This is a genomic window from Halanaerobium hydrogeniformans (assembly GCF_000166415.1).
Classification (GTDB): domain Bacteria; phylum Bacillota; class Halanaerobiia; order Halanaerobiales; family Halanaerobiaceae; genus Halanaerobium; species Halanaerobium hydrogeniformans.
On record NC_014654.1, the window covers coordinates 2,176,183 to 2,202,191 of the forward strand.

Annotated in this window: 15 protein-coding genes, 13 tRNA genes and 3 rRNA genes; 1 reads left to right on the forward strand and 30 read right to left on the reverse strand. The window is 35.2% G+C overall.

Annotated features, from left to right (window positions below; genetic code table 11):
• Positions 1-53: 53 nt before the first annotated feature.
• The 9 genes from HALSA_RS10090 to HALSA_RS10130 form a co-directional block, all read right to left on the reverse strand.
• The gene (locus tag HALSA_RS10090) at positions 54-368 is read right to left on the reverse strand and encodes an ArsR/SmtB family transcription factor (RefSeq protein WP_013406464.1); all 315 of its coding nucleotides are present in this window, start codon (positions 366-368) and stop codon (positions 54-56) included.
• 34 nt (positions 369-402) lie between these two features.
• Positions 403-1,137: a gamma-glutamyl-gamma-aminobutyrate hydrolase family protein gene (locus HALSA_RS10095; RefSeq protein WP_013406465.1), complete on the reverse strand. Its 735-nt coding sequence runs from the start codon at positions 1,135-1,137 to the stop codon at positions 403-405.
• A 158-nt stretch (positions 1,138-1,295) separates the two neighbouring features.
• Positions 1,296-2,405 (reverse strand): ABC transporter ATP-binding protein, encoded by a 1,110-nt coding sequence (locus tag HALSA_RS10100; RefSeq protein ID WP_013406466.1) that lies wholly within the window; start codon positions 2,403-2,405, stop codon positions 1,296-1,298.
• Positions 2,406-2,426: 21 nt separating this feature from the next.
• On the reverse strand, positions 2,427-3,437 hold the full coding sequence (locus tag HALSA_RS10105) for a LacI family DNA-binding transcriptional regulator (RefSeq protein WP_013406467.1): 1,011 nt from the start codon (positions 3,435-3,437) through the stop codon (positions 2,427-2,429).
• A 123-nt stretch (positions 3,438-3,560) separates the two neighbouring features.
• Positions 3,561-4,211 (reverse strand): beta-phosphoglucomutase, encoded by a 651-nt coding sequence (gene pgmB / locus HALSA_RS10110; RefSeq protein WP_013406468.1) that lies wholly within the window; start codon positions 4,209-4,211, stop codon positions 3,561-3,563.
• 25 nt (positions 4,212-4,236) lie between these two features.
• A complete protein-coding gene (locus HALSA_RS10115) occupies positions 4,237-4,815 on the reverse strand; it encodes a hypothetical protein (RefSeq protein WP_013406469.1) in 579 nt (192 codons plus the stop codon).
• Positions 4,812-6,089 carry a heme ABC transporter ATP-binding protein gene (locus HALSA_RS10120; RefSeq protein ID WP_041595826.1) on the reverse strand — a complete coding sequence of 426 codons (1,278 nt, stop codon included), beginning with the start codon at positions 6,087-6,089 and terminating at the stop codon, positions 4,812-4,814. Before HALSA_RS10120 ends, HALSA_RS10115 begins: the two co-directional genes overlap by 4 nt.
• Positions 6,090-6,094: 5 nt before the next feature.
• Positions 6,095-7,108 carry a FecCD family ABC transporter permease gene (locus HALSA_RS10125; protein WP_013406471.1) on the reverse strand — a complete coding sequence of 338 codons (1,014 nt, stop codon included), beginning with the start codon at positions 7,106-7,108 and terminating at the stop codon, positions 6,095-6,097.
• Between the two features lie 197 nt (positions 7,109-7,305).
• Positions 7,306-8,589, reverse strand: coding sequence for a DUF1015 domain-containing protein (locus HALSA_RS10130; RefSeq protein ID WP_013406472.1), 1,284 nt, complete (start codon positions 8,587-8,589; stop codon positions 7,306-7,308).
• A gap of 204 nt (positions 8,590-8,793) precedes the next feature.
• On the opposite strand from HALSA_RS10130, the gene serA reads away from it, so the two are divergent.
• Positions 8,794-10,398, forward strand: a complete 1,605-nt coding sequence (serA, locus tag HALSA_RS10135; protein ID WP_013406473.1) for a phosphoglycerate dehydrogenase — start codon at positions 8,794-8,796, stop codon at positions 10,396-10,398.
• Between the two features lie 104 nt (positions 10,399-10,502).
• Here serA and HALSA_RS10140 read toward each other — a convergent pair whose 3' ends face one another.
• The 21 genes from HALSA_RS10140 to mfd all read right to left on the reverse strand — a co-directional run bounded on the left by HALSA_RS10140 (position 10,503) and on the right by mfd (position 25,980).
• On the reverse strand, positions 10,503-11,573 hold the full coding sequence (locus tag HALSA_RS10140; RefSeq protein ID WP_013406474.1) for a pyridoxal-phosphate-dependent aminotransferase family protein: 1,071 nt from the start codon (positions 11,571-11,573) through the stop codon (positions 10,503-10,505).
• 184 nt (positions 11,574-11,757) lie between these two features.
• Positions 11,758-11,832, reverse strand: a tRNA-Gly gene (locus HALSA_RS10145).
• A gap of 4 nt (positions 11,833-11,836) precedes the next feature.
• Positions 11,837-11,921 (reverse strand) — tRNA-Tyr (locus tag HALSA_RS10150).
• A 48-nt stretch (positions 11,922-11,969) separates the two neighbouring features.
• A tRNA-Ala gene (locus HALSA_RS10155) sits at positions 11,970-12,045 on the reverse strand.
• A gap of 8 nt (positions 12,046-12,053) precedes the next feature.
• Positions 12,054-12,130: transfer RNA gene (locus tag HALSA_RS10160), tRNA-Thr, on the reverse strand.
• Positions 12,131-12,136: 6 nt separating this feature from the next.
• Positions 12,137-12,213: transfer RNA gene (locus tag HALSA_RS10165), tRNA-Asp, on the reverse strand.
• A 74-nt stretch (positions 12,214-12,287) separates the two neighbouring features.
• Positions 12,288-12,363 (reverse strand) — tRNA-Val (locus tag HALSA_RS10170).
• A gap of 29 nt (positions 12,364-12,392) precedes the next feature.
• Positions 12,393-12,468, reverse strand: a tRNA-Glu gene (locus HALSA_RS10175).
• An 11-nt stretch (positions 12,469-12,479) separates the two neighbouring features.
• A tRNA-Ser gene (locus HALSA_RS10180) sits at positions 12,480-12,572 on the reverse strand.
• Between the two features lie 11 nt (positions 12,573-12,583).
• Positions 12,584-12,660: transfer RNA gene (locus HALSA_RS10185), tRNA-Met, on the reverse strand.
• A 12-nt stretch (positions 12,661-12,672) separates the two neighbouring features.
• Positions 12,673-12,749, reverse strand: a tRNA-Gly gene (locus tag HALSA_RS10190).
• A 36-nt stretch (positions 12,750-12,785) separates the two neighbouring features.
• Positions 12,786-12,862 (reverse strand) — tRNA-Met (locus tag HALSA_RS10195).
• 8 nt (positions 12,863-12,870) lie between these two features.
• Positions 12,871-12,946: transfer RNA gene (locus tag HALSA_RS10200), tRNA-Lys, on the reverse strand.
• A gap of 20 nt (positions 12,947-12,966) precedes the next feature.
• Positions 12,967-13,041: transfer RNA gene (locus HALSA_RS10205), tRNA-Gln, on the reverse strand.
• Positions 13,042-13,070: 29 nt separating this feature from the next.
• Positions 13,071-13,187 (reverse strand): 5S ribosomal RNA (gene rrf, locus HALSA_RS10210).
• 36 nt (positions 13,188-13,223) lie between these two features.
• Positions 13,224-16,405, reverse strand: a 23S ribosomal RNA gene (locus HALSA_RS10215).
• A gap of 97 nt (positions 16,406-16,502) precedes the next feature.
• Positions 16,503-18,051 (reverse strand): 16S ribosomal RNA (locus HALSA_RS10220).
• The 16S, 23S and 5S rRNA genes sit together here with 13 tRNA genes alongside, the layout of an rRNA operon.
• Before the next feature lie 682 nt (positions 18,052-18,733).
• On the reverse strand, positions 18,734-19,861 hold the full coding sequence (locus HALSA_RS10225) for a D-alanyl-D-alanine carboxypeptidase family protein (protein ID WP_013406475.1): 1,128 nt from the start codon (positions 19,859-19,861) through the stop codon (positions 18,734-18,736).
• Positions 19,862-19,882: 21 nt separating this feature from the next.
• Positions 19,883-20,728 carry a nucleoside triphosphate pyrophosphohydrolase gene (gene mazG, locus HALSA_RS10230; RefSeq protein ID WP_013406476.1) on the reverse strand — a complete coding sequence of 282 codons (846 nt, stop codon included), beginning with the start codon at positions 20,726-20,728 and terminating at the stop codon, positions 19,883-19,885.
• 47 nt (positions 20,729-20,775) lie between these two features.
• Complete coding sequence (locus HALSA_RS10235) at positions 20,776-22,401, reverse strand: putative polysaccharide biosynthesis protein (RefSeq protein WP_013406477.1); 1,626 nt, start codon at positions 22,399-22,401, stop codon at positions 20,776-20,778.
• An 84-nt stretch (positions 22,402-22,485) separates the two neighbouring features.
• Positions 22,486-25,980, reverse strand: a complete 3,495-nt coding sequence (gene mfd / locus HALSA_RS10240) for a transcription-repair coupling factor (RefSeq protein WP_013406478.1) — start codon at positions 25,978-25,980, stop codon at positions 22,486-22,488.
• Positions 25,981-26,009: the final 29 nt, after the last annotated feature.

Consider the following 26,009-nt stretch of genomic DNA (forward strand, 5'->3'; position numbering starts at 1 on the left):
AATACTCCTCTCTCTTAAATGACAATGACTACTGGGCAAAACCGCTTACAATATTAATCACAATCGTAATTTTTAAAATTAGAAATTACAGCAGATTCTGCTAAAATACTATTAATTTCAGCTTTGATTAGCTCAATACTTTCTGTATTTAAGCTGTAATCGATCCAACGGCCCCTTTTTGTAGCATTTATTAATCCAGCTTCTTTTAAAATTTTAAGATGATGTGATACATTAGGCTGACTAATTTCTAATTCTTCTACAAAGTGACAGCTGCACATACTATTATAGCTTAATAATTCTATCATCATTAACCTATTTTCATCTGCTAAAGCCTTTAACATTTTAACAAGCTTTTTATTGATATCCATAATTTGCTCCTTTTTTAAATTTACTTTTACTATTCTATTTTTTCTTATCTACAGAATTAATGAGCTCAGAAAACAAATTATTAAAACAGATCAAACTGTCAATTAAATCTTCTGGATGCCATTGTACTCCAATTAAAAAATCTTTGCTTTTGGCTTCTACAGCTTCAGTAATTCCGCATTCTGATTTAGCACTGATTGATAAATCATCTGCTAAATGTTTAATTGCCTGATGATGATGAGAATTAACATGAATATTTTCAGAACAAAGAATTTTATCAAGTTGCGTGTCTTTTAGAATATTTACTTTATGTTTTTCATATTCTAAATTATTTTTTCTCTTTAACTCCAGGGGTAGATGTGGTGAATCACAATTAAGTTGAAAATCGATATCCTGATATAAACTGCCACCTAAAGCTACATTTATCAGTTGCATTCCCCTACAGATACCTAAAATCGGTAAATTAATTTCATAAGCCTTTTTAAAAAGCTCAATCTCCCATTTATCACGAAAAACATTATTATCCTCTACTTGAGGAAGCTTGCTTTCGCCATAAATCTCAGGAGTTATATCACTTCCTCCGCTTAATATTAGAGCATCTATTAAATCTACATACTTAGAAGAAAGTTTTAAATTTTCAAATGGCGGAATAATAATAGGGATACCACCAGCTTTATAAACAGCATCAGCATAACTGCAGCGTACTTTATTATATTTTTTTTCTTTTTCTTTCCCACAAAAACTAGTAATCCCAATAATTTCCTTTGGCATATCAACACCTCATATCAATATATTTAAATCTATTTATATAATAAGTGTTTTTTGTCTCAAAGTCAAGCTAAACTTGAGTTATTTTCAATAAAAAAAGGAACAGCCGAAAAAAACGGCTGCTCGCTCTGTTGGTTAATATATAATTATATTAAACTATTTTAGAATATAACATCTTCTGTTTCGGCATCAAACACATGAATTTTTCTTAAATCTACTCCTAAACTCATTCTATCTCCAACTTCAGCTGTACTTTCAGCTTCTACCCGCGCAATTAAAGAGTGACTTTCTTCAGCAAGATAGAGATATATTTCAGATCCCATTGGTTCTACAACCTCTACTTCAGCTTCAAAAGAATTATCTTCTTCAACTTTAAAGTCATGACTTATTGCTGTATCAACAATATCTTCTGGTCTTACTCCAAACACTACATCTTTATTAACATAATCTTTAATCAAATCCTCTTTATCTTCTGGTACCCTAATTTTAAATGTACCATCACCATCAATATAAAAAATATCTCCTTCTTTTTTTATTTCTGCATCCATAAAGTTCATAGCAGGTGAGCCAATAAATCCAGCTACAAACATATTGTTTGGTTCATTATAGAGAGTCAGCGGATCATCAACCTGCTGAATAAGTCCATCTTTAAGTACTACAATTCTATCCCCCATTGTCATAGCTTCTGTTTGATCATGGGTAACATAAATCATAGTTGTTTTTAATCTATCATGTAATTTAGAGAGTTCTGTTCTCATCTGAACCCTTAATTTCGCATCAAGATTAGAAAGAGGTTCATCCATCAAAAATACCTTTGGTTCACGAACTATTGCTCTTCCAAGTGCTACCCTCTGTCTCTGTCCACCAGATAGTTCTTTTGGTTTTCTCTTTAATAATTCTTCTATTCCCAAAATATCAGCAGCTTCTTGAACTCTTCTTTCAATTTCTTTTTTAGGAAATTTACGTAGTTTTAAACCAAATGCCATATTATCATAAACATTCATATGGGGATAAAGAGCATAGTTCTGAAAAACCATTGCTATATCTCTATCTTTAGGAGCTACATCATTAACAACTTCATCCCCGATTTCAATTATTCCCTCACTAATTTCTTCTAAACCGGCAATCATTCTTAAAGTTGTAGACTTACCACAACCAGAAGGCCCAACTAATACTAAAAATTCTTTATCCCTGATTTCTAAACTTTGATCACGAACTGCCACAACATCACCAAAACGCTTATAAACATTTTTTAATGTAACATTTGCCATTAAAATTCCTCCTCATGAAATTTAATTATATTTTGCTAGTGATGAATCTCTAATAATTAAGCTGGGATTTAAAACCTCAATTTTTTTGCTATCCAAATCATCATTGATCAATTTTAATAAAAAATTAAAAGATTTTTTTGCAAGCTCTTCTAGTGGTTCACTTAAAACTGTTAATGGAGGTTCAATAATAGATGTTAAAATACTATCTCCATAACCAATAACCGCAAAATCATCAGGAATAAAGTATCCTCCCATTTTTATTGCCTCAACAAGGCCAATTGTGGTTAATTCTTTAGTTGAGATAAATGCATCAGGAATAACTTCAGACTCAATAATTTTCAAAAAAGCATTATATCCTGCTTCTCTACTTGAGTCAGTTGAATATATTAAATCTTCTTTTATTTTTAACCCTGATTCTTCTAAAGCCTGCAAATACCCATTTGTTTTTTCTTCTTCAACTAGATTATCTTTTGGCCCACTCACCAAAGCTATTTTTTGGTAACCTTCTTTTAGAAGATGCTTAGCTGCCTGATAAATCCCATTACTGTAATCAGTTAAAACAGTAGTAAAAAAGTTTTCTTCAGCCAGGCGATTAACTAAAACTATAGAATTCTCATTGCTGAAACTAGCCCTCAAAAGATGGCTGCCAACTAATTTACCTCCAATAAAAATTGCACCATCAACCTGGTTTGACTCCAAAAGACTTAAATATGTTTTTTCTTTTTCCTGCTGATTATTTGTATTACAGAGTATTATTTGATAATTAACATTTTCTGCAGCTTTTTCGAGATATTTAACTATCTCTATATTGCCAGGACTATCCATTTCAGAAAGAACCACAGCAATCATATTTGTTTTTTTAGCAGCCAAACCTCTAGCCAGCTGATTTGGTCGATAATTATGTTCTTTAGCAATTTTCAATATCTTAAGTTTAGTCTCTTTGCCCACTCCTTTTTTGTCATTTAAAGCTCTGGAAACAGTAGACTCTGCAACTCCAGCCATTCTGGCAATATCTTTTAAAGTTATCTGCATCAATTGACCCTCCATTTACGCAAGCGCTTGCGAAAACTTGTAGAAAAAAAAGAATCTGTAAAATAGACTCTATAAATACTATTCAATACAGATCCTTTTTCTCCTGCTTTTTTTAGAAAAAATTTATATTTTCTCTAATATTTCTTCAAAATCAATTTCCTTTACAGTAGAAAAAACTAGATGTGCTTTACCTACTCTATCATCAGGTCCAACTCCAATAGCTATCATATTTGCAGCTAAAGCAGCTTCTACACCAGATTCAGCGTCTTCTAAAACAACACATTCCTCAGCTTTCACACCGAGTTTTTCTGCTGTATGCAAAAATAAATCTGGAGCAGGTTTAGCATTTTCAACACTATTGCCATCTGAAATTGTATCAAATAAATCTGAAATTTTCAGGTTCTTTAATACTTTTCTTGCATTTCGACTTGAAGAAGCTACAGCTATTTTGAATCCCTGTTCTTTAAGATCAATTATTTTGCTCTCCATATCATCAAGAATATCATCTTTAGATATCTTCTTTAAATACTTCTGATAATAATTGTTTTTTCGATCAGTCATCTCTTTTTTTACATCTTCGGGTAATTCCTTGCCATCAAGAATTATTTCTAAAGAATCCATTCTTGAAACACCCCGCAGCTGTTCATTAATTTCGCGATTAAAATACAATCCTTCTTCATCAGCAAGTTTCTGCCAACTTTTATAGTGATATTCAGCTGTGTCTGTGATAACCCCATCAAGATCAAAAATAAAAGCTTTGATATCTTTTGACATATTTAATCTCCCCTATATTATAAGTTTAGGCTCCCAATTCAAAACTGGCAATTATTTTTTCAACCGGATCTAATGTTGGTCGCCAGATTTCTAATTGTTCTGCATATGCAGACAAAGGTCTTGACATCCCTTCCATAAACAAACATATCTCGGTTAATTCATCCATAGGAATTGGATTTTCAGCAAATATATTACTTACAATAGTAATGTGAAACATCCATTCTTCATAATTTTCTATAGTAGAAATATTTTTTTCACTCAACTCTCGATGAATTGCTCTGGCAAATTTACTGAGTGATGGTGTTTCATTTACTTCAAGTACTAATTGGTGTTGACCAGAAAATTTTATACAGCTAAAACGATCAACCTCAATTTCTATCTCCCCAAATTCTTTTGCCTTATTTTGTAATATCTCTTCTGCTAGTTCTGCTTTATTTTTATCAATTCTATCGATAGTTATATGCAGTTGAGGATAGATCTGATCAGGATAAAGATTATAGTGTTCTGATACTATTTTTTGAACCTGAGCTGCAGTTTCTACCAGCTCCTGCCCCGGTATTAAAACCAAAAAATACTCTTTATCTAGTTCAGCTGCTTTAATCATAATTCACGCCCCATCTCTGACTTCTCAAGCCTTTTAATTTCTGAAAATAAATTTTCTTTTTTCTCAAGCAAATAAATATTTTCTGTTTCTAATAATTTATTCCAGATAAATTTAGCTTTCCCTTTAGTATAATCTCTTTTTTCTATTTCAATATTATTAAATAAAATTTTCTTCTTGTTTGGAAATTCTTCTAATACTTTAAGATTTGCTAAATTACCATTTCCAAAAGGCAAGTTAGTTAAAATTATTAAATCAGCTTTAGAAATCATCTCTTTATTTTCTCTAACTTCTTCTTCAGTAATATTTTCAAAAGGATCAGCCTCAGCCATCTCCAGACCAAGTTCTCTGGCAAGCTGCCAGTCTGCATCTCCAATATTTAGAACCCCGAGAGTTATTTGATAACCTAAACTAAGTAAATCAGACAAAAAATTCTTAGTTGTTCCTCCACCTGCAATAATATGGATTTTAAAATCTTTATTATTTTTATTTTCCTGTAAACTAGCTGCAGGAATCAGGGTAATAAAAGGACGATTTGAAAGCGGATTTTTTTTGATTAGTACTTCCGTATTATAAACTTCTTTAATATTGCTTTTTGTTAAAACCTCTTCTGCTGAACCTGAGGCAAATATTATGCCATCTTTAATCAATAGTAATTTTTCACAATATTGAGCAGTTAAATTCAAATCATGAGAAACAGTAATAATGGTTAATTTGAGATTTTTATTTAAATATTTTAAAAGATCATAAATTTCTCCCTGATAATTAATATCTAAACTGGATGTAGGTTCATCTAAAAGCAAAACCTCTGGCTTCTGAGCAAGGGCTCTGGCAATAATAACCCTTTGTCTTTCACCACCTGAAAGTGCATTAATATTTTTTTCTTTAAGTTTTAATGTATCAGTCACCTGCATAACTTCACGAACTATTTCTTTATCTTCATTACTTGTTCGGGACCACCTTTTTTGGTATGGATGCCTACCCATCATAATAATATCATAAACATTAAAATTAAAGTTAACCTGGCTATCTTGAGGTACAACAGCTAATTTTTTAGCAAGTTTTACTGAAGAATATTCTGCTAGTACTTTATTATCTAGATAAACACTACCACTATCTGCTTTTAAACTTCGGCTTAGATTTTTTAAAAGAGTTGATTTGCCTGAACCGTTCGGTCCAATTATCCCAATAAAATCTCCCTTATAAAAATCAAGATCTATTCCTTTTAATATGTTTTTTTTATCATAACTAAATTTTAGTTTCTCAGTTTTAATCATTAAACTCACCAAATATCCTTTGTTTTTCTGCGTAATAAATAAATAAAATATGGTCCACCTACCAGAGCTGTTATAATTCCAACTGGTAGTTCAAGTGGAGCCATTATTGTTCTTGCTAAACTATCTGTAATCAGTAAAAAAGCTCCTCCTAATAAAATTGCTAAAGGCATTAACTTCCTATGGTCAGGCCCAATAATCATCCTTGCAATATGTGGAACAACTAAACCAATAAAACCAATACTACCACTTACAGATACAACAGAAGCTGTTATTAATGAGGCAGCACCAAGCAAAATAATTTTAACTTTTTCTACATTAACTCCTAAATGGCCAGCACTTTCTTCTCCCAGGAGAATTATATTTAAATCTTTTAGATAATAAATAATAATTATCATACCAATTATAAAATAAGGTAAAATCATCTTAATTGCAGCCCAATCACTACCTGCAAGGCTTCCCATTAACCAGTAAACGATTTGTTGAAGATTTTCAGTTCTAATAACCATTAAAAATGACATAACAGAATTCAAAATAAAACTGACTGCAACTCCAGCAAGCAAAAAAGTTAAAACAGGTAATTTATTACCTACCTTTGCTAAATTATAAACTAAAATCACAGTTAATAATGCTCCTAGAAAAGCAAAAGCTGGAATCGAGCTAAAATTCCAAAAGACTATTTCTATTCCCAAAAGCAAAGCAAGCATTACTCCAGTACCTGCTCCAGCAGAAATACCAATTATATATGGATCAACCATTGGATTTCTAATCACACCCTGAAAAACTGTACCTGCAGCAGCTAAACCTGCCCCTACAATAAATGATAAAATAATTCTTGGCAGTCTAATCTCTGATAATATTATGGTGCTTGTCCTTGAAATTTCTTGAGTCCCAGAAAGAAAAGCAAAAACATCAGCAGGTGGGATATAACTCGAGCCAAGAAGTAAAGAAATTATTCCTAATGCTAAAACTATTAATATTGTAACTATATATATTAATGATATCTTATATTTTTTATCCATTATATCATTCGCTAAAGCGAAATCCTTTCCTAAAATTTTGTCTTATATAAATATATCATACTTTAGCCTTAATATCTAACTTAAGAAAACAAAGCAGCAAAAACAAACCCCTTTTAGAATTATTTGGTTAAATGTTTAATAATTTAACAAAAATTTATTAAAAGGGGTTAATGATTTTATTTAGTTTTTAGGGCTCATTACTTTTTGATCGATAGTTTATTAATCACAAGTCCAGTCAATAATTTAGGATAAAAATCAGTTGATTTCTGGGGCATTTTTTCTCCTAAATCTGCAATCTCTTTAACTTCTTTTACAGAAGTAGAGTTTAAGATAAAAGCTGCTTGATAATCTTTTTCTGCTAATGCTTTTAAAGCTTGATCTCTATATCTAATATAATCAAGATTAGTCTTAGCAGCTAAAGCTTTTTCATCAATACCTAAGTATTTTTCCAGAATTAATTTATGCAGTATACTAACATCTAACTCAGCATATTCTTTTGAAAAATCACCCTGGATTTCTTCTAAAATGTCCTCGTTTTTAAACTCAAAACCTCTATAAGTTCCTTCCTCAGCTGCTTTAAATCCAAAAACAGTTTTTTCTTTATTGTCATCTAAGAAATCATATAATTCTTCTTTATTGTTAAAATCGTAAATTCCAAAATCCTCGGCTGCTCGTTCTAAAAAAGATTCCAAATTAAAATTTTCAATTCCATATAATAATCTATGAGTAGGTAAGACTTTTAAACCTGGATCATCCATATTAATAAAGGTCATTAAACGATTATTAAAACTTTCAACTCCATCTGCTTTCCAACCCTTTTCTTTACATTCATACTGAAAATTTAAAGCAGTTTGATAGCGGTGATGTCCATCAGCAATATAAAGATTTTTATCTTTCATTTTAGAACTAACTTGATCTACTATTTTAGGATCTGTTATATGCCAAACTTTATGTAAGTTATGATCTTCATCACTGACCTCTATTAAAGGTTCATTTTGCATTATTTCAGTAAAAAGATTATTTATTTCATTTTTTTCATCTGCATATAACATAAATATATGACCAAAGTTAGCCTCAGTGGCCCTTATTAGATTTAATCTATCAGCCTTAGGGCCTTCCATGGTGTTTTCATGAGCTTTAACACCTTCACCAGATTCTAATTTCCCTAAACCTATAAAACCACGTCTAACAAACTTTTTACCCTCAACAACATATTCCTGTGTATAAAGATAGAATCCTGCTTCTTCATCACGAATTAAGACATTGTTATTTAACCAATTATCCAATTTTTCTGCTGCACTTTGATAGCGATTTTCTTCTTTACCTAAAATTAACCTTACAATATTATAGGGACTTTTCTCATAATATTCTGCCTGCAGCTCAGCATTAATTTTATCATAAGGCTGAGTTACAACATTATTTAGATCATCAACTTTTTCCGGATTATAACGGTAACCTCTAAATGGAAAAACATCTGCCATATATATCATCTCCTTTTGTTTATTATATATTTTAAATCAACTAACAGCAAGTCTATTTTACTGCTTTTAAATATTAAAAATATACAGAAAATATTTTATATTTTGTGAATAGTATCAGATTAAATTTTTAACTTGCTTTATTAATCACAATCCTATATAATTAAAAAAAAATTAGCAGTTCGAAGAGAGAAGGAGTGGTAATAAGTGTATAAGGTTTTAGTCAGTGATAATATTTCTCAAAAAGGAATTGATATTTTAGAAGAAGCTGGAATGGAAGTTGATTTTAAGCCTGAACAAAGTAGAAATGATTTTTTAGAAAATATTGCAGAATATGATGGAATTATTGTCCGCAGTATGACCCAACTTGATAAGGAAGCTTTGTCAAAAGCAAAAAGTTTAAAAGTTATTGGAAGAGCTGGTACTGGTTATGACAATATTGATCTTGATGAAGCAACCAAAAAAGGAATTTTTGTTTTCAATACTCCAACTGGAAACACTATCTCTGCTGTAGAACATACTTTAGGTCTCATGTTAGCTCTTGCCCGTAATATACCACAAGCAAACCAGGCATTACATAATGATATCTGGGATAGAAAAAAATATCAAGGTGTAGAAATCAAAGGCAAAACATTAGGTATTATAGGCTTAGGTCGTATCGGAAGTAGGGTTGCCAAAAGGGCTCAAAGTTTTGGTATGAATGTTATAGCTAATGATCCTTATCTTGCTCCTGAAAAAGCTGAAAATATTAATGTACCTTTAAAATCATTTGAAGAGGTTATTAAACAATCAGATTATATTAGTCTGCATACTCCATTAACAGACGAAACCTATCACATTTTAAGCCATAAAGAGTTTGCAATGATGAATCCGAGCACCAGAGTAATCAACTGTGCTCGCGGACAAAATATTGATACTGAAGCTTTGGCACAAGCTATAAAAAATAATAAAATCGCTGGAGCAGCAATTGATGTACATGAAGAAGAACCGGTAAAAGCAAGCAATAATCCTTTATTAAAATATCCTGACCAAGTAATTATGACCTGCCATCTTGGTGGTACTACTACTGAAGCTATGGATAATGTTGCCATTATGGCTGCAGAAGAAGTTGTATCTGTCTTAAAAAATAATTTACCTGAATCTCCTTTAAATATTCCTGCTATGGATCCTCAGGAATTTATTAAAGCCAAGCCATATATAACTTTAGTTACTAAATTGGGTAATTTTATGGCAAAATGGAAAGGGCATCATAGAATCAAAAGCATTGAAGTCGAATATGCTGGAGAGGTTAATAATTATAGTCATAAACCTATGACTTTAAGTCTGGTTAAATCAGTTTTAGAACCTATTCTTGATGATAGAATTAACTTAGTTAATGCCATGCATATTGCTGAAGAAAGAGGTATTAATGTTACAGAAAGCCAAACTCAACACAAAGGTGAACTTAACAATATAATAACAGTTAAATTAAACACTAATAAAGGTAAATATAGTCTAGCTGGAACTTACTTACCGATTGGGTTTAGAGTAATTGAAATTAATGGTTTAAGAATAGATTTAGACTTATCTGGAGAATTTATTATTGTTACCTACCAAGATAAACCAGGAGTAATAGGAAAAATTGGTACTTCACTTGGTGAAGAAAACATAAATATCGCTAATATGCAGGTTGGAAGGCAAACTGCAGGTGGAGAAGCAGTAATGTTAATGCAAATAGATTCTAAACCATCTCCAGAAACAATGAAAAAAATCAAAAATCATCTTGATGATTTAAATACAAATGTTAAAGATTTAAGTTATATTGAAATGTAAATTAATTTAAAATCTTTTAATGTTTTAAGAGCAGCACATATGTGCTGCTCTTTTTTAAATTATTTTTTAGAAAGCTTTAATTTTTAATACTCAATAAAAAACTTCTATATGTCTAAAATATCTTCTATTATAGCAATTAATCCTTTCATATCACTTAAATTTAAGTCTCCCATATGGCCAATTCTAAAAGCTTTATTTTTAAGATCTCCATAACCATTTGCTATTCTAATTTGATACTTGTCTACAAGAGTGTTAATTAAACCTTGTACATCAATCCCTCTGGTATTTTCAATACATGTAACTGTATTAGACCAATACCCTTCCTCAGCATATATATCAAAATATTTTAGTGCCCAGTTTTGTACATATTCAGCCATTTCTTGATGTCTGGAAAATCTCGCTTCTACACCTTCATTGTCAACTATATCATTAAGCTGTTTTCTTAAAGCATATAGCTGAGGTATTGCAGGAGTTGTTCTTGTTTGTGATCTTTTATGATATTTATAGAGCAAAGGTAAATTAAAGTAATAGCTGTTATTTTCTACTTCTTCAGCTCTTTTTAATAATTTGTCACTAACTGAAGCAACTGTTAATCCTGCTGGTAAAGCAAAAGCTTTCTGTACTCCAGCTAAACACATGTCTATTCCCCATTCATCAACTTCAATCTTTGTACCTGCCATACCTGATACAGCATCTACTAAAAATACTACATCTTCATATTTTTTTACTACTTCACCAATTTCAGCAATTGGATTCATTAGGCCAGTTGAAGTCTCATTTAAAACTACAGTAATTGCATCATACTTTCCGCTAGAAAGTTTTTCATCAACTAATTCCGGTTTAATAGCTTTATCCCAGGGAACTGAAACTTTATCACACTTTATACCATTTTTAACTGTAATTTGATGCCAGCGTTCTGAAAATGCTCCGTTCACAAAATTTAAACAACGTTTTTTCACCCCATTAGTCACTGCAGCTTCCATTGCCCCAGTAGAAGAAGAAGTAAATAAAAGTACTGGCTTTTCTGTGTAGAGTAATTTTTTTAGATTTTTTTGTATATCATCATATAAAAGAGAAAATTCTGGACTACGATGATGAATTTGAGGATTAGCTAATTCTTTTAATAATTCAGCCCTTACTTCAGTTGGTCCAGGAGTAAATAGTTTGTCATGCATTTTATTAACACCTCATAATTTATATTTTTCAGATTAAATCTGAAATAATCAATATTATTTTTTTTAGAACATAATCATTTATATTATAGCAGTTAAAATTAAATAAATAAAGGTGAATAATTAATATTATCATTTTTTTACTATAAAAACAAAAAAAGCACCTTATTAGGTGCAAAATTATAAATGGAGCGGGAAACGAGATTTGAACTCGCGACCCTCACGTTGGCAACGTGATGCTCTACCACTGAGCTACTCCCGCATAATGGTGGAGGGGAAAGGATTTGAACCTTTGTAGGCATCGCCGGCAGATTTACAGTCTGCTCCCTTTAACCACTCGGGCACCCCTCCATAAATTATATAATTATATTTTTTATCTCACCTAATATTATGTTTATTTGGTGGAGATAAGGGGATTCGAACCCCTGGCCTCTACACTGCCAGTGTAGCGCTCTCCCAGCTGAGCTATATCCCCATGGCTAATGGAGCCGATGACCGGATTTGAACCGGTGACCTCTTCCTTACCATGGAAGCGCTACTACCAACTGAGCTACATCGGCAAAAAATGGCGGAGGAGACGGGATTTGAACCCGCGATCTCCGGCTTGACAGGCCGGCGCGTTAAACCGCTACGCTACACCTCCGTATTTAAGAAGTTTGATGTAGTCTATCAAATCATTTCAATTTGATAAAACACTTCTTTTTTAAAATTATTAAATGGTGGGCGAAACAGGGCTCGAACCTGTGACCCCCTGCTTGTAAGGCAGGTGCTCTCCCAACTGAGCTATTCGCCCATAAAATTTTAAGTTTTATGAAAAAGTAATGGTACCCTCAAGGGGATTCGAACCCCTGCCGCCAGGATGAAAACCTGGTGTCCTAGACCCCTAGACGATGAGGGCATGTAATTAAATGGCGGAGAGAGAGGGATTCGAACCCTCGCCAGGGTAAATACCCTGCTACAGGTTTAGCAAACCCGCCCCTTCAGCCACTTGGGTACCTCTCCATGTTAAATAATGGTGGGTCTAAGAGGACTCGAACCTCTGACACTGTGGGTATGAACCACATGCTCTAGCCAACTGAGCTATAGACCCATTTAAAATTAATGGAGCGGGAAACGAGACTCGAACTCGCGACCCTCAGCTTGGAAGGCTGATGCTCTAGCCAACTGAGCTACTCCCGCTTGCCTTTAAGTCCATTTAAATAATATTTGAAAAATTGGTTGCGGGGGCCGGATTCGAACCGACGACCTCCAGGTTATGAGCCTGACGAGCTACCAGACTGCTCTACCCCGCGTCAATAACTGGTGAGCCATGGAGGAATCGAACCTCCGACAACCTGATTAAAAGTCAGGTGCTCTACCAACTGAGCTAATGGCCCAAAAATAGTGAATTATTTTATGGCTGGGGCGGCAGGATTCGAACCTGCGCATCATGGGACCAAAACCCATTGCCTTACCGCTTGGCTACACCCCAATAAAACAACCACTAATTTTCAAAAAAGGATCCGGCAGAGACCTACTCTCCCACATCGTTACCAATGCAGTACCATAGGCGCTGGAGGACTTAACTTTTGTGTTCGAAATGGGAACAAGTGTTACCCCTCCGCAATTACCACCGGAAAACTGTAAATTCAAAGATACATATAGGAAATAAATATGATTAAGCCCTCGATCTATTAGTACCGGTCAGCTCAGTGTATTACTACATTTACACCTCCGGCCTATCTACCTTATCATCTTTAAGGGATCTTAACTCTTTAACAGAGTGGGATACCTTATCTTGGAGTTTGTTTCACGCTTAGATGCTTTCAGCGTTTATCTTTCCCACACTTAGCTACTCAGCTATGCTCCTGGTGGAACAACTGATTCACCATCGGTGTGTCCATCCCGGTCCTCTCGTACTGGGGACAGCTCTCCTCAAGTATCCTCCGCCTGCGACGGATAGGGACCGAACTGTCTCACGACGTTCTGAACCCAGCTCGCGTACCGCTTTAATGGGCGAACAGCCCAACCCTTGGAACCTGCTTCAGCTCCAGGATGCGATGAGCCGACATCGAGGTGCCAAACCTCCCCGTCGATGTGAACTCTTGGGGGAGATAAGCCTGTTATCCCCGGGGTAACTTTTATCCGTTGAGCGACGGCAATTCCACACTATACCGCCGGATCACTAAGTCCTACTTTCGTACCTGCTCGACTTGTTTGTCTCGCAGTTAAGCTCCCTTCTGCCTTTACACTCTTCGTGCGATTTCCATCCGCACTGAGGGAACCTTTGAGCGCCTCCGTTACTGTTTGGGAGGCGACCGCCCCAGTCAAACTGCCCGCCTGACAATGTCCTGTGACCAGTTTATGGCCTCCAGTTAGAATTCCGCTGTAGAAAGGGTGGTATCCCACCAACGGCTCCACTGATATTAGCATACCAGCTTCAATGCCTCCCACCTATCCTGTACATTCTACACCAAAACCCAATATCAGGCTGCAGTAAAGCTCCACGGGGTCTTTCCGTCCTGTCGCAGGTAGCCTGCATCTTCACAGGCAATTTAATTTCACCGAGTCCCTTGTTGAGACAGCATCCAAGTCGTTACGCCATTCGTGCAGGTCGGAACTTACCCGACAAGGAATTTCGCTACCTTAGGACCGTTATAGTTACGGCCGCCGTTTACTGGGGCTTAGGTTCAGACCTTCGTACATAAGTACTAAGCCTTCTCCTTGACCTTCCAGCACCGGGCAGGCGTCAGCCCCTATACTTCGTCTTACGACTTAGCAGAGACCTGTGTTTTTGATAAACAGTCGCTTGGATCTTTTCACTTCGACCCTCTAGGTATTCCTAAAGGGTACCCCTTCTCCCGAAGTTACGGGGTCATTTTGCCGAGTTCCTTAACAAGGGTTCTCTCGCGCGCCTTAGAATTCTCTTCCCGTCTACCTGTGTCGGTTTGCGGTACGGGCACTGTAAATCTCGTTAGTGGTTTTTCTTGGCGATTTATCCGGTGGCTTCGCCTCTTTTGGCTCCACATCACTTTAAGCTGTTTAGATGGGTAAAGGGATTTGCCTCCTTACCCCAGCTTAATAGCTTATACATGCTCTTCCAGTCACATGCTCCACCTTCTTTACCGCGTCCCCACTTCACTCAATCAATTTACAGTGGTATCGGAATCTTTACCGATTTTCCATCACCTACGCCTTTCGGCCTCAGCTTAGGTCCCGACTAACCCTGAGAGGACGAGCCTTCCTCAGGAATCCTTAGACTTTCGGCGAAGGAGATTCTCACTCCTTTTTTCGTTACTCATACCGGCATTCTCTCTTCTGTGCCGTCCACTACTCCTTACGGTATAGCTTCACCCAGCACACAATGCTCCTCTACCTCTCGCGAATGAACACTACAACTCACCACTTCTTAGATAAAATGCTTTATCTAATTTCTAACTTCTTAGATAAAATGCTTTATCTAATTTCTAACTTCTTAGATAAAATGCTTTATCTAAAGGTCATTTGGTCAAAACTCTCTTTTTAATTCTTGTTGTTAGTTTTGACTAAATCTAACTTAGTTAGTAATTTATATTTATCGTGATGAACTTTAGTGTTCATTCGCGAAACCACAGCTTCGGTGATATGCTTTAGCCCCGTTACATTTTCGGCGCGAAACCGCTTAACCAGTGGGCTATTACGCACTCTTTAAATGAATGGCTGCTTCTAAGCCAACATCCTGGTTGTCTGTGCGATCTCACTTCCTTTTCCACTTAGCATATACTTTGGGACCTTATCTGGTGGTCTGGGCTCTTTCCCTCTTGACTATGAAGCTTATCCCCCACAGTCTGACTCCCAGAGAACATTAATTGGCATTCGGAGTTTGAATGGATTTGGTAACCTTGTTGGGCCCCTTGTCCAATCAGTGCTCTACAACCAATTAACTTTTACTCTGAGGCTAGCCCTAAAGCTATTTCGAGGAGAACCAGCTATCTCCGAGTTCGATTGGCCTTTCACCCCTATCCACAACTCATCCCATGTTTTTTCAACAACACCGGGTTCGGGCCTCCACAGGCTCTTACACCCGCTTCACCCTGGTCATGGATAGATCACTCGGTTTCGGGTCTACTCATCATAACTTCCGCCCTATTCAGACTCGCTTTCGCTCTGGCTACACCTCTATGGCTTAACCTTTTGCTACGATCAGTAACTCGCCGGTCCGTGATACAAAAAGTACGCAGTCAGACTTTCTAATAGTCCTCCTACTTGTTGTAAGCTTACGGTTTCAGTTTCTATTTCACTCCCCTTCCGGGGTTCTTTTCACCTTTCCCTCACGGTACTTGTTCACTATCGGTCATTCAGGAGTATTTAGTCTTGGAAGGTGGTCCTCCCATATTCTCACAGGGTTTCTCGTGTCCCGTGATACTCTGGATATCATTTGACTTCTTTTGCTTTTCGCCTACAGGGCTATTACCCTCTCTGGCGGAACTTTCCAGTCCCTTCGACTTAGCAAAAAATTTAAGCCATTTAAAGGCTGTAGCCTCTAATTAACAATATCCCACACCCACTAAAAGCAACACCTACAGGTTTACACTTTTAGTGTTTGGACTTCTCCCCCTTCGCTCGCCGCTACTAAGGGAATCTCGTTTTGATTTCTTTTCCTCAGGGTACTAAGATGTTTCAATTCTCCTGCTTGTTCTTACACAGCTACTTCTTTCACTGCATAATACCAGTGCTCCACACTGGTGGGTTGCCCCATTCGGATATCCACGGATCTACGCTTATTTAGCAGCTCCCCGCGGCTTTTCGCAGCCGGTCACGTCCTTCTTCAACTCTGAATGCCTAGGCATCCACCATAAGCTCTTTCTAGCTTAATCTATATTATTTCCTATATGCATTTTTCAATGTACAGTTTTTTATGAAAGTTTTTGCAAACCTTCAAAATTAAACAGCAAGCTCACGTTCTCTCCTTAGAAAGGAGGTGATCCAGCCGCACCTTCCGGTACGGCTACCTTGTTACGACTTCACCCCTCTTACCGGACACACCTTCGGCATCCGCAGATGACTTCTGGTGCATCCAACTCGATTGGTGTGACGGGCGGTGTGTACAAGGCCCGGGAACGTATTCACCGCAGTATGCTGACCTGCGATTACTAGCGATTCCAACTTCATACAGGCGAGTTGCAGCCTGCAATCCGAACTGGGATTGGTTTTCAAGGATTTGCTCCACCTCGCGGCTTAGCTCCCCTCTGTACCAACCATTGTAGCACGTGTGTAGCCCGAGATATAAAGGGCATGAGGACTTGACGTCATCCCCACCTTCCTCCGACTTTCACCGGCAGTCTTCTTAGAGTCCCCGACATTACTCGCTGGCAACTAAGAACAGGGGTTGCGCTCGTTGCGGGACTTAACCCAACATCTCACGACACGAGCTGACGACAGCCATGCACCACCTGTCTCCGTGTGACATAAATGCCAAACCCTGCTTTCACAGGTAGTCACGGGATGTCAATTCTCGGTAAGGTTCTTCGCGTTGCTTCGAATTAAACCACATGCTCCACCGCTTGTGCGGGCCCCCGTCAATTCCTTTGAGTTTCAATCTTGCGATCGTAATCCCCAGGCGGGATACTTAATGCGTTAACTCCGGCACTGAAGGATTCGAACCTCCAACACCTAGTATCCATCGTTTACGGCTGGGACTACCGGGGTATCTAATCCCGTTCGCTCCCCCAGCTTTCGTACCTCAGCGTCAGTGTTAACCCAGAGAGTCGCCTTCGCCACTGGTGTTCTTCCTAATATCTACGTATTTCACCACTACACTAGGAATTCCACTCTCCTCTGTTACACTCAAGATAACCAGTTTCAAACGCAGTCTGTCGGTTAAGCCGACACCTTTCACGCTTGACTTGATTATCCGCCTGCGTACCCTTTACGCCCAATAATTCCGGACAACGCTTGCACTCTACGTATTACCGCGGCTGCTGGCACGTAGTTAGCCAGTGCTTCCTCCAAAGGTACCGTCAGGTGGGTATCATTTTCTATACCCACGGTTCTTCCCTAAGGACAGAGCTTTACAATCCTAAGACCTTCTTCACTCACGCGGCGTTGCTCCATCAGGCTTTCGCCCATTGTGGAAGATTCCCCACTGCTGCCTCCCGTAGGAGTCTGGACCGTGTCTCAGTTCCAGTGTGACTGATCGTCCTCTCAGACCAGCTATAGATTGTTGCCCTGGTGAGCCATTACCTCACCAGCTAGCTAATCTACCGCGGACCCCTCCTCAAACGATGCTAATAGCACCTTTTCTGATTGTGTGATGCCACACTCTCAGCTTACCCGGGATTAGCCCGACTTTCGCCAGGTTATCCCAGACTTGAGGACAGGTTATCCACGTGTTACTCACCCGTCCGCCACTATCTAGTCTCGTCTTCCGCCCGAAGGCTTCCGTCGAGGTAGACCGTTCGACTTGCATGTGTTAAGCACGCCGCCAGCGTTCGTCCTGAGCCAGGATCAAACTCTCCGTTTAAAGAATTTGATTTGGCTTCTATTATTTATATAAAAGCTTTGAACTAATAATTACTTTTAAGTTTTAACACTCAAAGTATATTAACGTTGGCTTGCTGTTTAATTTTCAAGGTTCAACGCGCTTTCTTTTTTATACAAAAAGGTTAGCGCCTTGCTAGGTCATTGAGACCGTCGCACTCTATCTTCTTTAATAATAAGATGATGCTTTGCTGGGGAAGTTTCGCCCCTCACAGATCGCTTTTGTTTTTAACAGCGACATTTAATATCTTATCAATGCTGCTGTCGTTTGTCAAGAACTTTTTACAAAAAAATTGATTATTTTTTCTGCTCAAAAGAACTTGTTTTTTTGCTCTTTTTCTATGCGACGTTTATTATCTTATCAATACTCTTTGGCTTTGTCAAGGAGTAATTTTAAATAAAATTTTCACCTCTTCAAAAAAGCAAAAAGCCTTTTCAGCGACATATATTATCTTAACACTTATACCCTCTTTTGTCAAGGGGTTAGAGCAGATTTGCAAAAAGAAATAATAAGTTCTTTTAAACATTTATCAAGGCCTTAAAAAGCTTAACATGAACTTAGCTTTATGTCAATAAAATTCAAAGAAAAAAGCCAAATCATCTCAAAAGAAAGTTTGATTATCTTAACTTTTGATCTAATTCAGCTTTATATTCTCAAAATTATTTTAATTAAATACTGATCTCCACATTCTAACAAAGATATTAGCTCTATCTATATCCTCAGAAGCCAATATATTTACTGAACCAATTTCTTCTTCTCCTCTGTAAATTATTAATCTTCCAATCCTATCACCTTTTAATAAAGGAGCCTCTAAGTTTTCTTCTATTTCAATTTCTTGAGTAATATCTCTTTCTGAACCTTTTTGAACCATCACATAAAAAGATTCTTCTATTTCTCCAGCAGCTACTTGATTTGCTGATTGACTTACAGGAATATTTTGGATTTGATCTCCTTCAGTAGCAACCTCTCTTTTCGAAAATGCATTAAAACCATAATCTAACAGCCTAATTGTAGTATCTTCTCTTTGCTCTAATGTATCTCCCTGCATAACCACTGATATTAATCTAGTATCACCTTTTTGAGCTGTTGCAGATAAACAAAATCCTGCTTCTCGGGTGTGACCGGTTTTCAAACCATCCATACTTGGGTATACATTTATCAATCTATTTGTATTAACGAGCATTGCTTCCCGTCCAGGCAACTGAATATTCTCAGTCCAGATTGATCCCCACTGCAATACTAAAGGATATTTAGCTAATTCTCTGGACATAATTGCAATATCTCTAGCGGTCGAATAATTATCAGGATCTGGTAAACCAGTTGAATTAGAAAAATTAGTATTTTCCATACCTAATTCCTCAGCTCTTCGGTTCATCATAGCAATAAAATTACTATAAGTACCGGCAATATATTCTCCAATTGCTACACTTGCATCATTTCCAGAAGCAATAGTTACAGCTTTAAGTAATTTTTCCAACTCAACCTGTGTATTAGCAGCTAAAAATATTTGAGAGCCTCCCATAGATGCTGCATATCTACTAATTGTTACTTTATCATCTAGAGAAATCGCACCTTCTTCTAATTTCTCCATTGCAATTAAAAGTGGCATTATTTTTGTCATACTAGCTGGTGGAAGTTTACGATCAGCATTTTTTGAAAACAAAACTTGACCAGTTTCCGCTTCCATTAAAATAGCTGATTCCATATCAACATCAAAAGCAGAAACATATGTCCCGGCTAATGAAAAAACCATTGTGAATATTAATATAAATACTATATGCTTTTTGTTCATCTATTATCCTCCTGTGAATAATTAAATTTGATTTTCTTTTTCTTTTGCTTCCTGCCAAAATTCATCCAATTCGTTTAAACTATAATTATCAAAACTTAAATTATTGGCTTCAACTGATTCTTCAATATATTTAAATCTTGTTTTAAATTTTAAAACAGTCTTAAGTAACGCTAATTCAGGATTGATTTTTTCAAAACGAGCCAAATTTACTACTGCAAATAACAAATCCCCTATTTCCGATTCTAGTTTCTGTTTGCTTTCCAAAGATTTTTGCTTATTTTTTTCTGCATATATAATTTCTTTGCTTTCATTTAATTCTTCCTCTATTTTCTTTATAACTGGTTCTAAATTATCCCAATCAAAACCTACTTTAGCTGCAATTTTTTGGACTTCATAAGCTTGATTTAAAGCAGATTGTCCCTGACTTGAATTATCCATTAAAGATTTAGTAATATCTTTTTTTTCTTCTTTTTTTATCTCTTCCCAATTATGAAGAACTTCTTCAGAACCACTTACTTCAACTTCTTCAAATACATGAGGATGTCTGCGGATCAATTTTTCCCTGAGAGTTTTACTTACATCACCTAAATCAAAATCACCTTCTTCATAAGCCATCTGGGCCTCAAAAATAACCTGTAATAATAGATCACCTAATTCTTCTTTAAAAGCTTTAATATCTTTTTTTTCTAAAGCTTCTACAACTTCATATGCCTCTTCTATTATATTCTCTTTAATTGAGTAATAATCCTGCTTTTTATCCCAGGGACATCCATCTGGACCTCTTAATAAAGCCATTACTTCAATTAATTTATCTAATTCACTTAATATTTTATTTTTAGTTTTGCTATCAATGTTAGATTTGCTCATCTATAAAGCCTCCTTAAAATCGCTTAAAAACTACTAAAAATTATAATTTAATCAATTAAAGCTATTTTTCGCAAGAAATCAGCTAATTTTTTACCAAAAACAGGCATTACAGCTAAATCATTATACTTTATTTCTTTTAATAATAACAGAGTTATAAAATAAATAAAAGAGGCAAAAAAGATTACTAAAAAAGTATTTATCTGATAAGCATAAGTAATATTATATCTAGTTAATATGTTTAAACCAAAATAATAGGCAGCTTTAACAAAAACTGACATTACTATTATTGCTGTTAATGGTTTAATAATCATTGCCTTGACTTGTATTTTAAAACCACTCTCTTTTTTAACATGATAAAGATTTAAAAAAGCGGCAATTGCAAATCCAGTTGTAGTTCCAAGAGCAGCACCCCTTATTCCAAATCTAGGTATGGCAGTTAGAGTATAATTGATAAAAGCATTGAACACAGCTCCAATCATTAAATTTCTGGCAGGTATAGCAGTTTTTCCTACCCCATTTAAAATACCTGTGCTTGTTTGTTGAAGGGCAATAAATAATACTCCCCAGGCTACAAACCTTAAAGGAACAGCTGCTCCGGGTTCAGAAAAAATAATATCCGTTATTGGTAAAGCCAATAAATATAAACCTACCGATGCAGGTAAACCAACTAAAATTGTTAGCCTCAATGCAGTTTGAACTCGATGTTTAATTAACTCATCTCTTTCTTTTGCAAATGCTTCAGCAATAGCAGGTACCAAACTAGCAGATAAGGAAACAGTAATTATTGTTGGAAAATTAACCAGGGGCATTGCTACAGCAGAAAACATTCCATATAATGCGGTTGCTTCATTTACCAAATAGCCAGCTGTCTGCAATCTATTTGGAACAAATATTAAATCTACTAAACTCATTAATGGTAAAACAAGTGCACCTAAGGTTATTGGAACACCTAAAGAAGCAATCCTTTTTGCTATTCTCATTGATTTAATTTCTACAGAATCTTTGCCAGTCGACAAAAAACTAAATATTTTTTCATGTCTTTTATGATAAATAAATAAAAGTATCAATAATCCGCCTCCAGCACCTGTTACCGCTCCAAAGCTGGCACCTGCTGCTGCATATTCTAAACCATGTGGAGCTAATAATACTACAAGTAAAATCATAGTAAACATTCTAACAAATTGCTCTATAATTTGAGAAAGTGCGGTTGGTACCATATCCTGCAAACCTTGAAAAAAACCTCTATATGCAGCCATAATAGAAACAACGAAGATGGCTGGTGAAATTGCAAGTACCGCATAATATGATCTAGGATCTAGAGAAAGTAAATTTATTAAAGGTTTTGCAGAAATAGCCATTATTAGTGAAACAGATAAACCAATTATAAAACTCATCCGGCGAGCAACAATAAAAGTTTTATAAGCCTCTTTCTTCTTATCAGAAGCAATTCTATCTGCAATCAGTTTGGCTAATGCAATTGGAATACCTGATCTAGAAACAACCAGTAAAATTGTATAGATTGGATAGGCCATCTGATATAGACCCATACCTTCTGCACCTATGATTCTGGTTAATACAACTCTATAAACAAAACCCATTACCCGAGCAGCCATACCTGCAGCTGTTAAAATAGCGGCTCCTTTAATGAAGCTATTTTTATTTTTTTCTTTCATAGACTTCACCCTTTAGGAAATCATTTTAAATAAATATTTGATAATTCATTTAGAATATTGGTGTTAAAGTTTAAATTCTAATGCTTATTTGTTATCAACTATTTTTTTATAATCCTTTAACATTTTTAATAATTCTTTATCAATCTTTTCTGACTGAGTAGTCTTAATAATGATTTGCGGTTTTTTAGCAGACTTTATTTTGATTTTTCTGCGATATTTTTTGCTAAATTCAACTAAATCTCTACCATTTACAACCTTTGAATTAATAAACTGACAGCGAATATTTTTACCTTCCTGTCTTATTAGCTGTATTTTTAATTTTTGTGCTAAAATTTTCAAACGAGCTGTATTAATTAAACGCATAACCTCTTTGGGCGGTTCTCCAAAACGGTCTATAAGTTCATCAACAACATCAACAGCATCAGCTGCAGAATGAATATCACGAATTTTTTTATAAATCTCTATTTTACGGGCTTCATATTTAATATAATCATCTGGAATATAGGCATCAACTCTAAGATCTACTTCAACTGTAATTTTATCATCTTTCTTTTCACCTTTTAAGTCTTCAATAGTGCCCTCTAGTAACTTTGTATAAAGAGAAAAACCAACTGCTGCAATATGCCCACTTTGTTCTGGGCCTAAAAGATTTCCTGCACCACGTATTTCTAAATCCCTCATTGCTATTTTAAATCCTGACCCTAACGAAGAAAATTCTTTAATTGCTTCAAGTCTTTTTTCAGCCACCTCTGCTAAGATTCTATCTCGTTTATATAGTAAATATGCATAAGCAATTCGGTTGGTTCTTCCTACCCGTCCTCTTAATTGGTATAACTGAGACAAACCCATTTTATCAGCATGGTTAATTATGATAGTATTGACATTGGGTATATCAAGGCCTGTTTCTATAATAGTTGTGCAGACTAAAATATCAAATTTATGATGATAAAAATTATACATTATTTTTTCTAATCTTTTTTCTTTCATCTGACCATGGGCTACTGCAATTTTTGCTTCAGGTACAATCTTTTGTAATTTACCGGCAATCTTTTCAATATCTTCTACTCTATTGTGAACAAAATATATCTGTCCTTCACGAGCTAATTCTCTTCTAACAGCCCCAGCAATTAGTTCATGATTTTTTTCTTTGATAAAAGTTCTGATCGGATAACGATTTTCAGGTGGAGTTTCGATTAAGCTCATGTCCCTAACCCCAACTAATGCCATATGCAAAGTTCTGGGAATAGGAGTAGCGGTTAAAGTTAACACATCAACATTTCTTTTTATATCTTTAAGCTTTTCTTTATGAGTTACTCCAAAACGCTGTTCTTCATCAATAATTAATAAACCTAAATCATCAAAGATGACATCTTTAGATAAAAGACGATGAGTTCCAATAACTATATCTACTTCACCTTTGATTAGCTCTTTTAAAGTTTTTCTTTGTTCAGCCTTAGTTTTAAAACGGCTTAACATAGAGATTCGAATCGGAAAGTCTTCAATTCTATCTTCAAAAGTATTGAAATGCTGTTGAGCTAAAATTGTTGTCGGCACTAAAACTGCAGTTTGTTTACCATCTAAAGCTGCTTTAAATGCTGCTCTAATAGCAACTTCAGTTTTCCCGTAACCTACATCTCCACAAAGTAAACGATCCATTGGCTGTTCCGATTCCATATCAGATTTTACTTCTTTTATTGCTTTTTGTTGGTCTGGGGTTTCATGAAAAGGAAAAGCATCTTCAAATTCTTTTTGCCATAAATCATCTTCTGGAAATTTATAGCCTTTTAGAGTCTCCCTCTCCGCATAAAGTTCTAGCAAACCAATTGCCATTTCTTTAACTGATTTTTCTACTTTTTCTTTGACTTTTTTCCAATCACTACTACCCAGTTTATATAATTTGGGACTACCTGAATCAGAACCGATATATTTTTGAACTAAATTAATTTTATCGGTTGGGACATATAATTTATCTTCTCCTGCATACTTTAAAACAAGATAATCTTTATGCTGTCCCTGTATTTCCAAAGTTTTGACTCCAAGATATTTACCGATACCATGATTTTCATGAACAACATAGTCCCCGGCAATTAAGTCGTTGACACTAGAGATTTCAATGCCTTCTTCAAAGTCACCGATTTTTCTTTTTCTTTTTTGTTCACTTCCAAAAACTTCTCTATCACAAAAAACAGCTAATTTAATATCCTCAAATATAAAACTTTCTCCTAAACTATCAGAAAATATTCTAATCCTAGCCTCCGAAAAATCATCAGCAACAGCAAAACCTTTGTCTTCTAAAAACATTTTTAAACGTCTCTTTTTAGCAGCAGAATTTAATGTAATAGCAATCTTATATTTTTTCTTAAGCAAATCATGAACTTTTTCTGCAAATAATTCTAACTGCCCATGAAAAGACTCCAGTGACTTAACACTAAAATTGATATCTTTTTTGTCATCCGTCTTTTCATCAAAATCAGTTTTTATATCAATGACTTTATTTTCTTTAATTTTCTCATTAATTATTTGAGGGGAAAGAAAATTATCAATATAGTCTGGTAAAATTATACCCTGTTCTAATAAATTATTATAATTATCAAGAATTTCTTGATAATTATTACTGCTAACTTTTTCTATTTTATCTGGTCTTACTCTAAAAATTGTTGACTCAGATAAATAATCAAAAAAACTATCTGCTTCCGGGTAATAATAGTGAAGAAATTGTTCGAAACCGGGAAATCGATGCTGTTCCCTAAATTTTTCCAACAAATCTTTAGATTTCGCTTGCAAATATTCAGCTTCCTCAGAAAGCCCCTTTTGATTTAGACTTTTTATTGCTTGCTCATAGGATTGTTTTAGACGAGGATATGCTCTTTGTACAACAGCCTCATCAACAATAATGTTAGCAAAAGGTGGGATAATAATTTTTTGCACCTGTTCTTTTGATCTTTGAGCAGAAAGATCTATCTTTCTAATTGAATCAATCTCATCCCCAAAGAGCTCTATTCTAAAAGGTTGTTCATCTAATAAAGTGAAAATATCAATAATTCCACCGCGAATACTATATTGGCCTGGAGCTTCGACCATTTCTTCTCTTTTATATCCAAGTGAAAACAAAGCTCTTTTTATTTTTTTTAGATCTATTTCATTTCCTACTTTAAGATAAAGACTTTTGGATTTATAAGTATCTTTAGGTGTTAATTTTTTAAACACAGCAGCTGGTGTTGTTAAAATTATTTTTTTGTCTGTTTTTTTTGCAAAAACTAAGTCTGTTAATACCTTAGTCCTTTCACTAATTGTTGTTAAGTCAGACATTAATTGCTCATGGGGTAATATTTCTTCTTCAGGAAAAACTAAAAAGTTTTTTCTTTTTAGTAATCTTAATAAATCCTCCTGCATCTGTTGTAAGTAATAATTATCTGGCAGAAAAAAAACAACATTACTTTTTGCTTTTTCTAAAATATTAGCTGCAAAAAAAGACAGACTGCTCCCTTTTAATCCTGAAACATAATAATCAGGGGAGTTAATATTTCCGGCTACTTTTTTAAATTTTTTATCTTTCAATAACAGATTTTTGAAATCCATTTGCAAATGTCTCCTTAATATATATATAA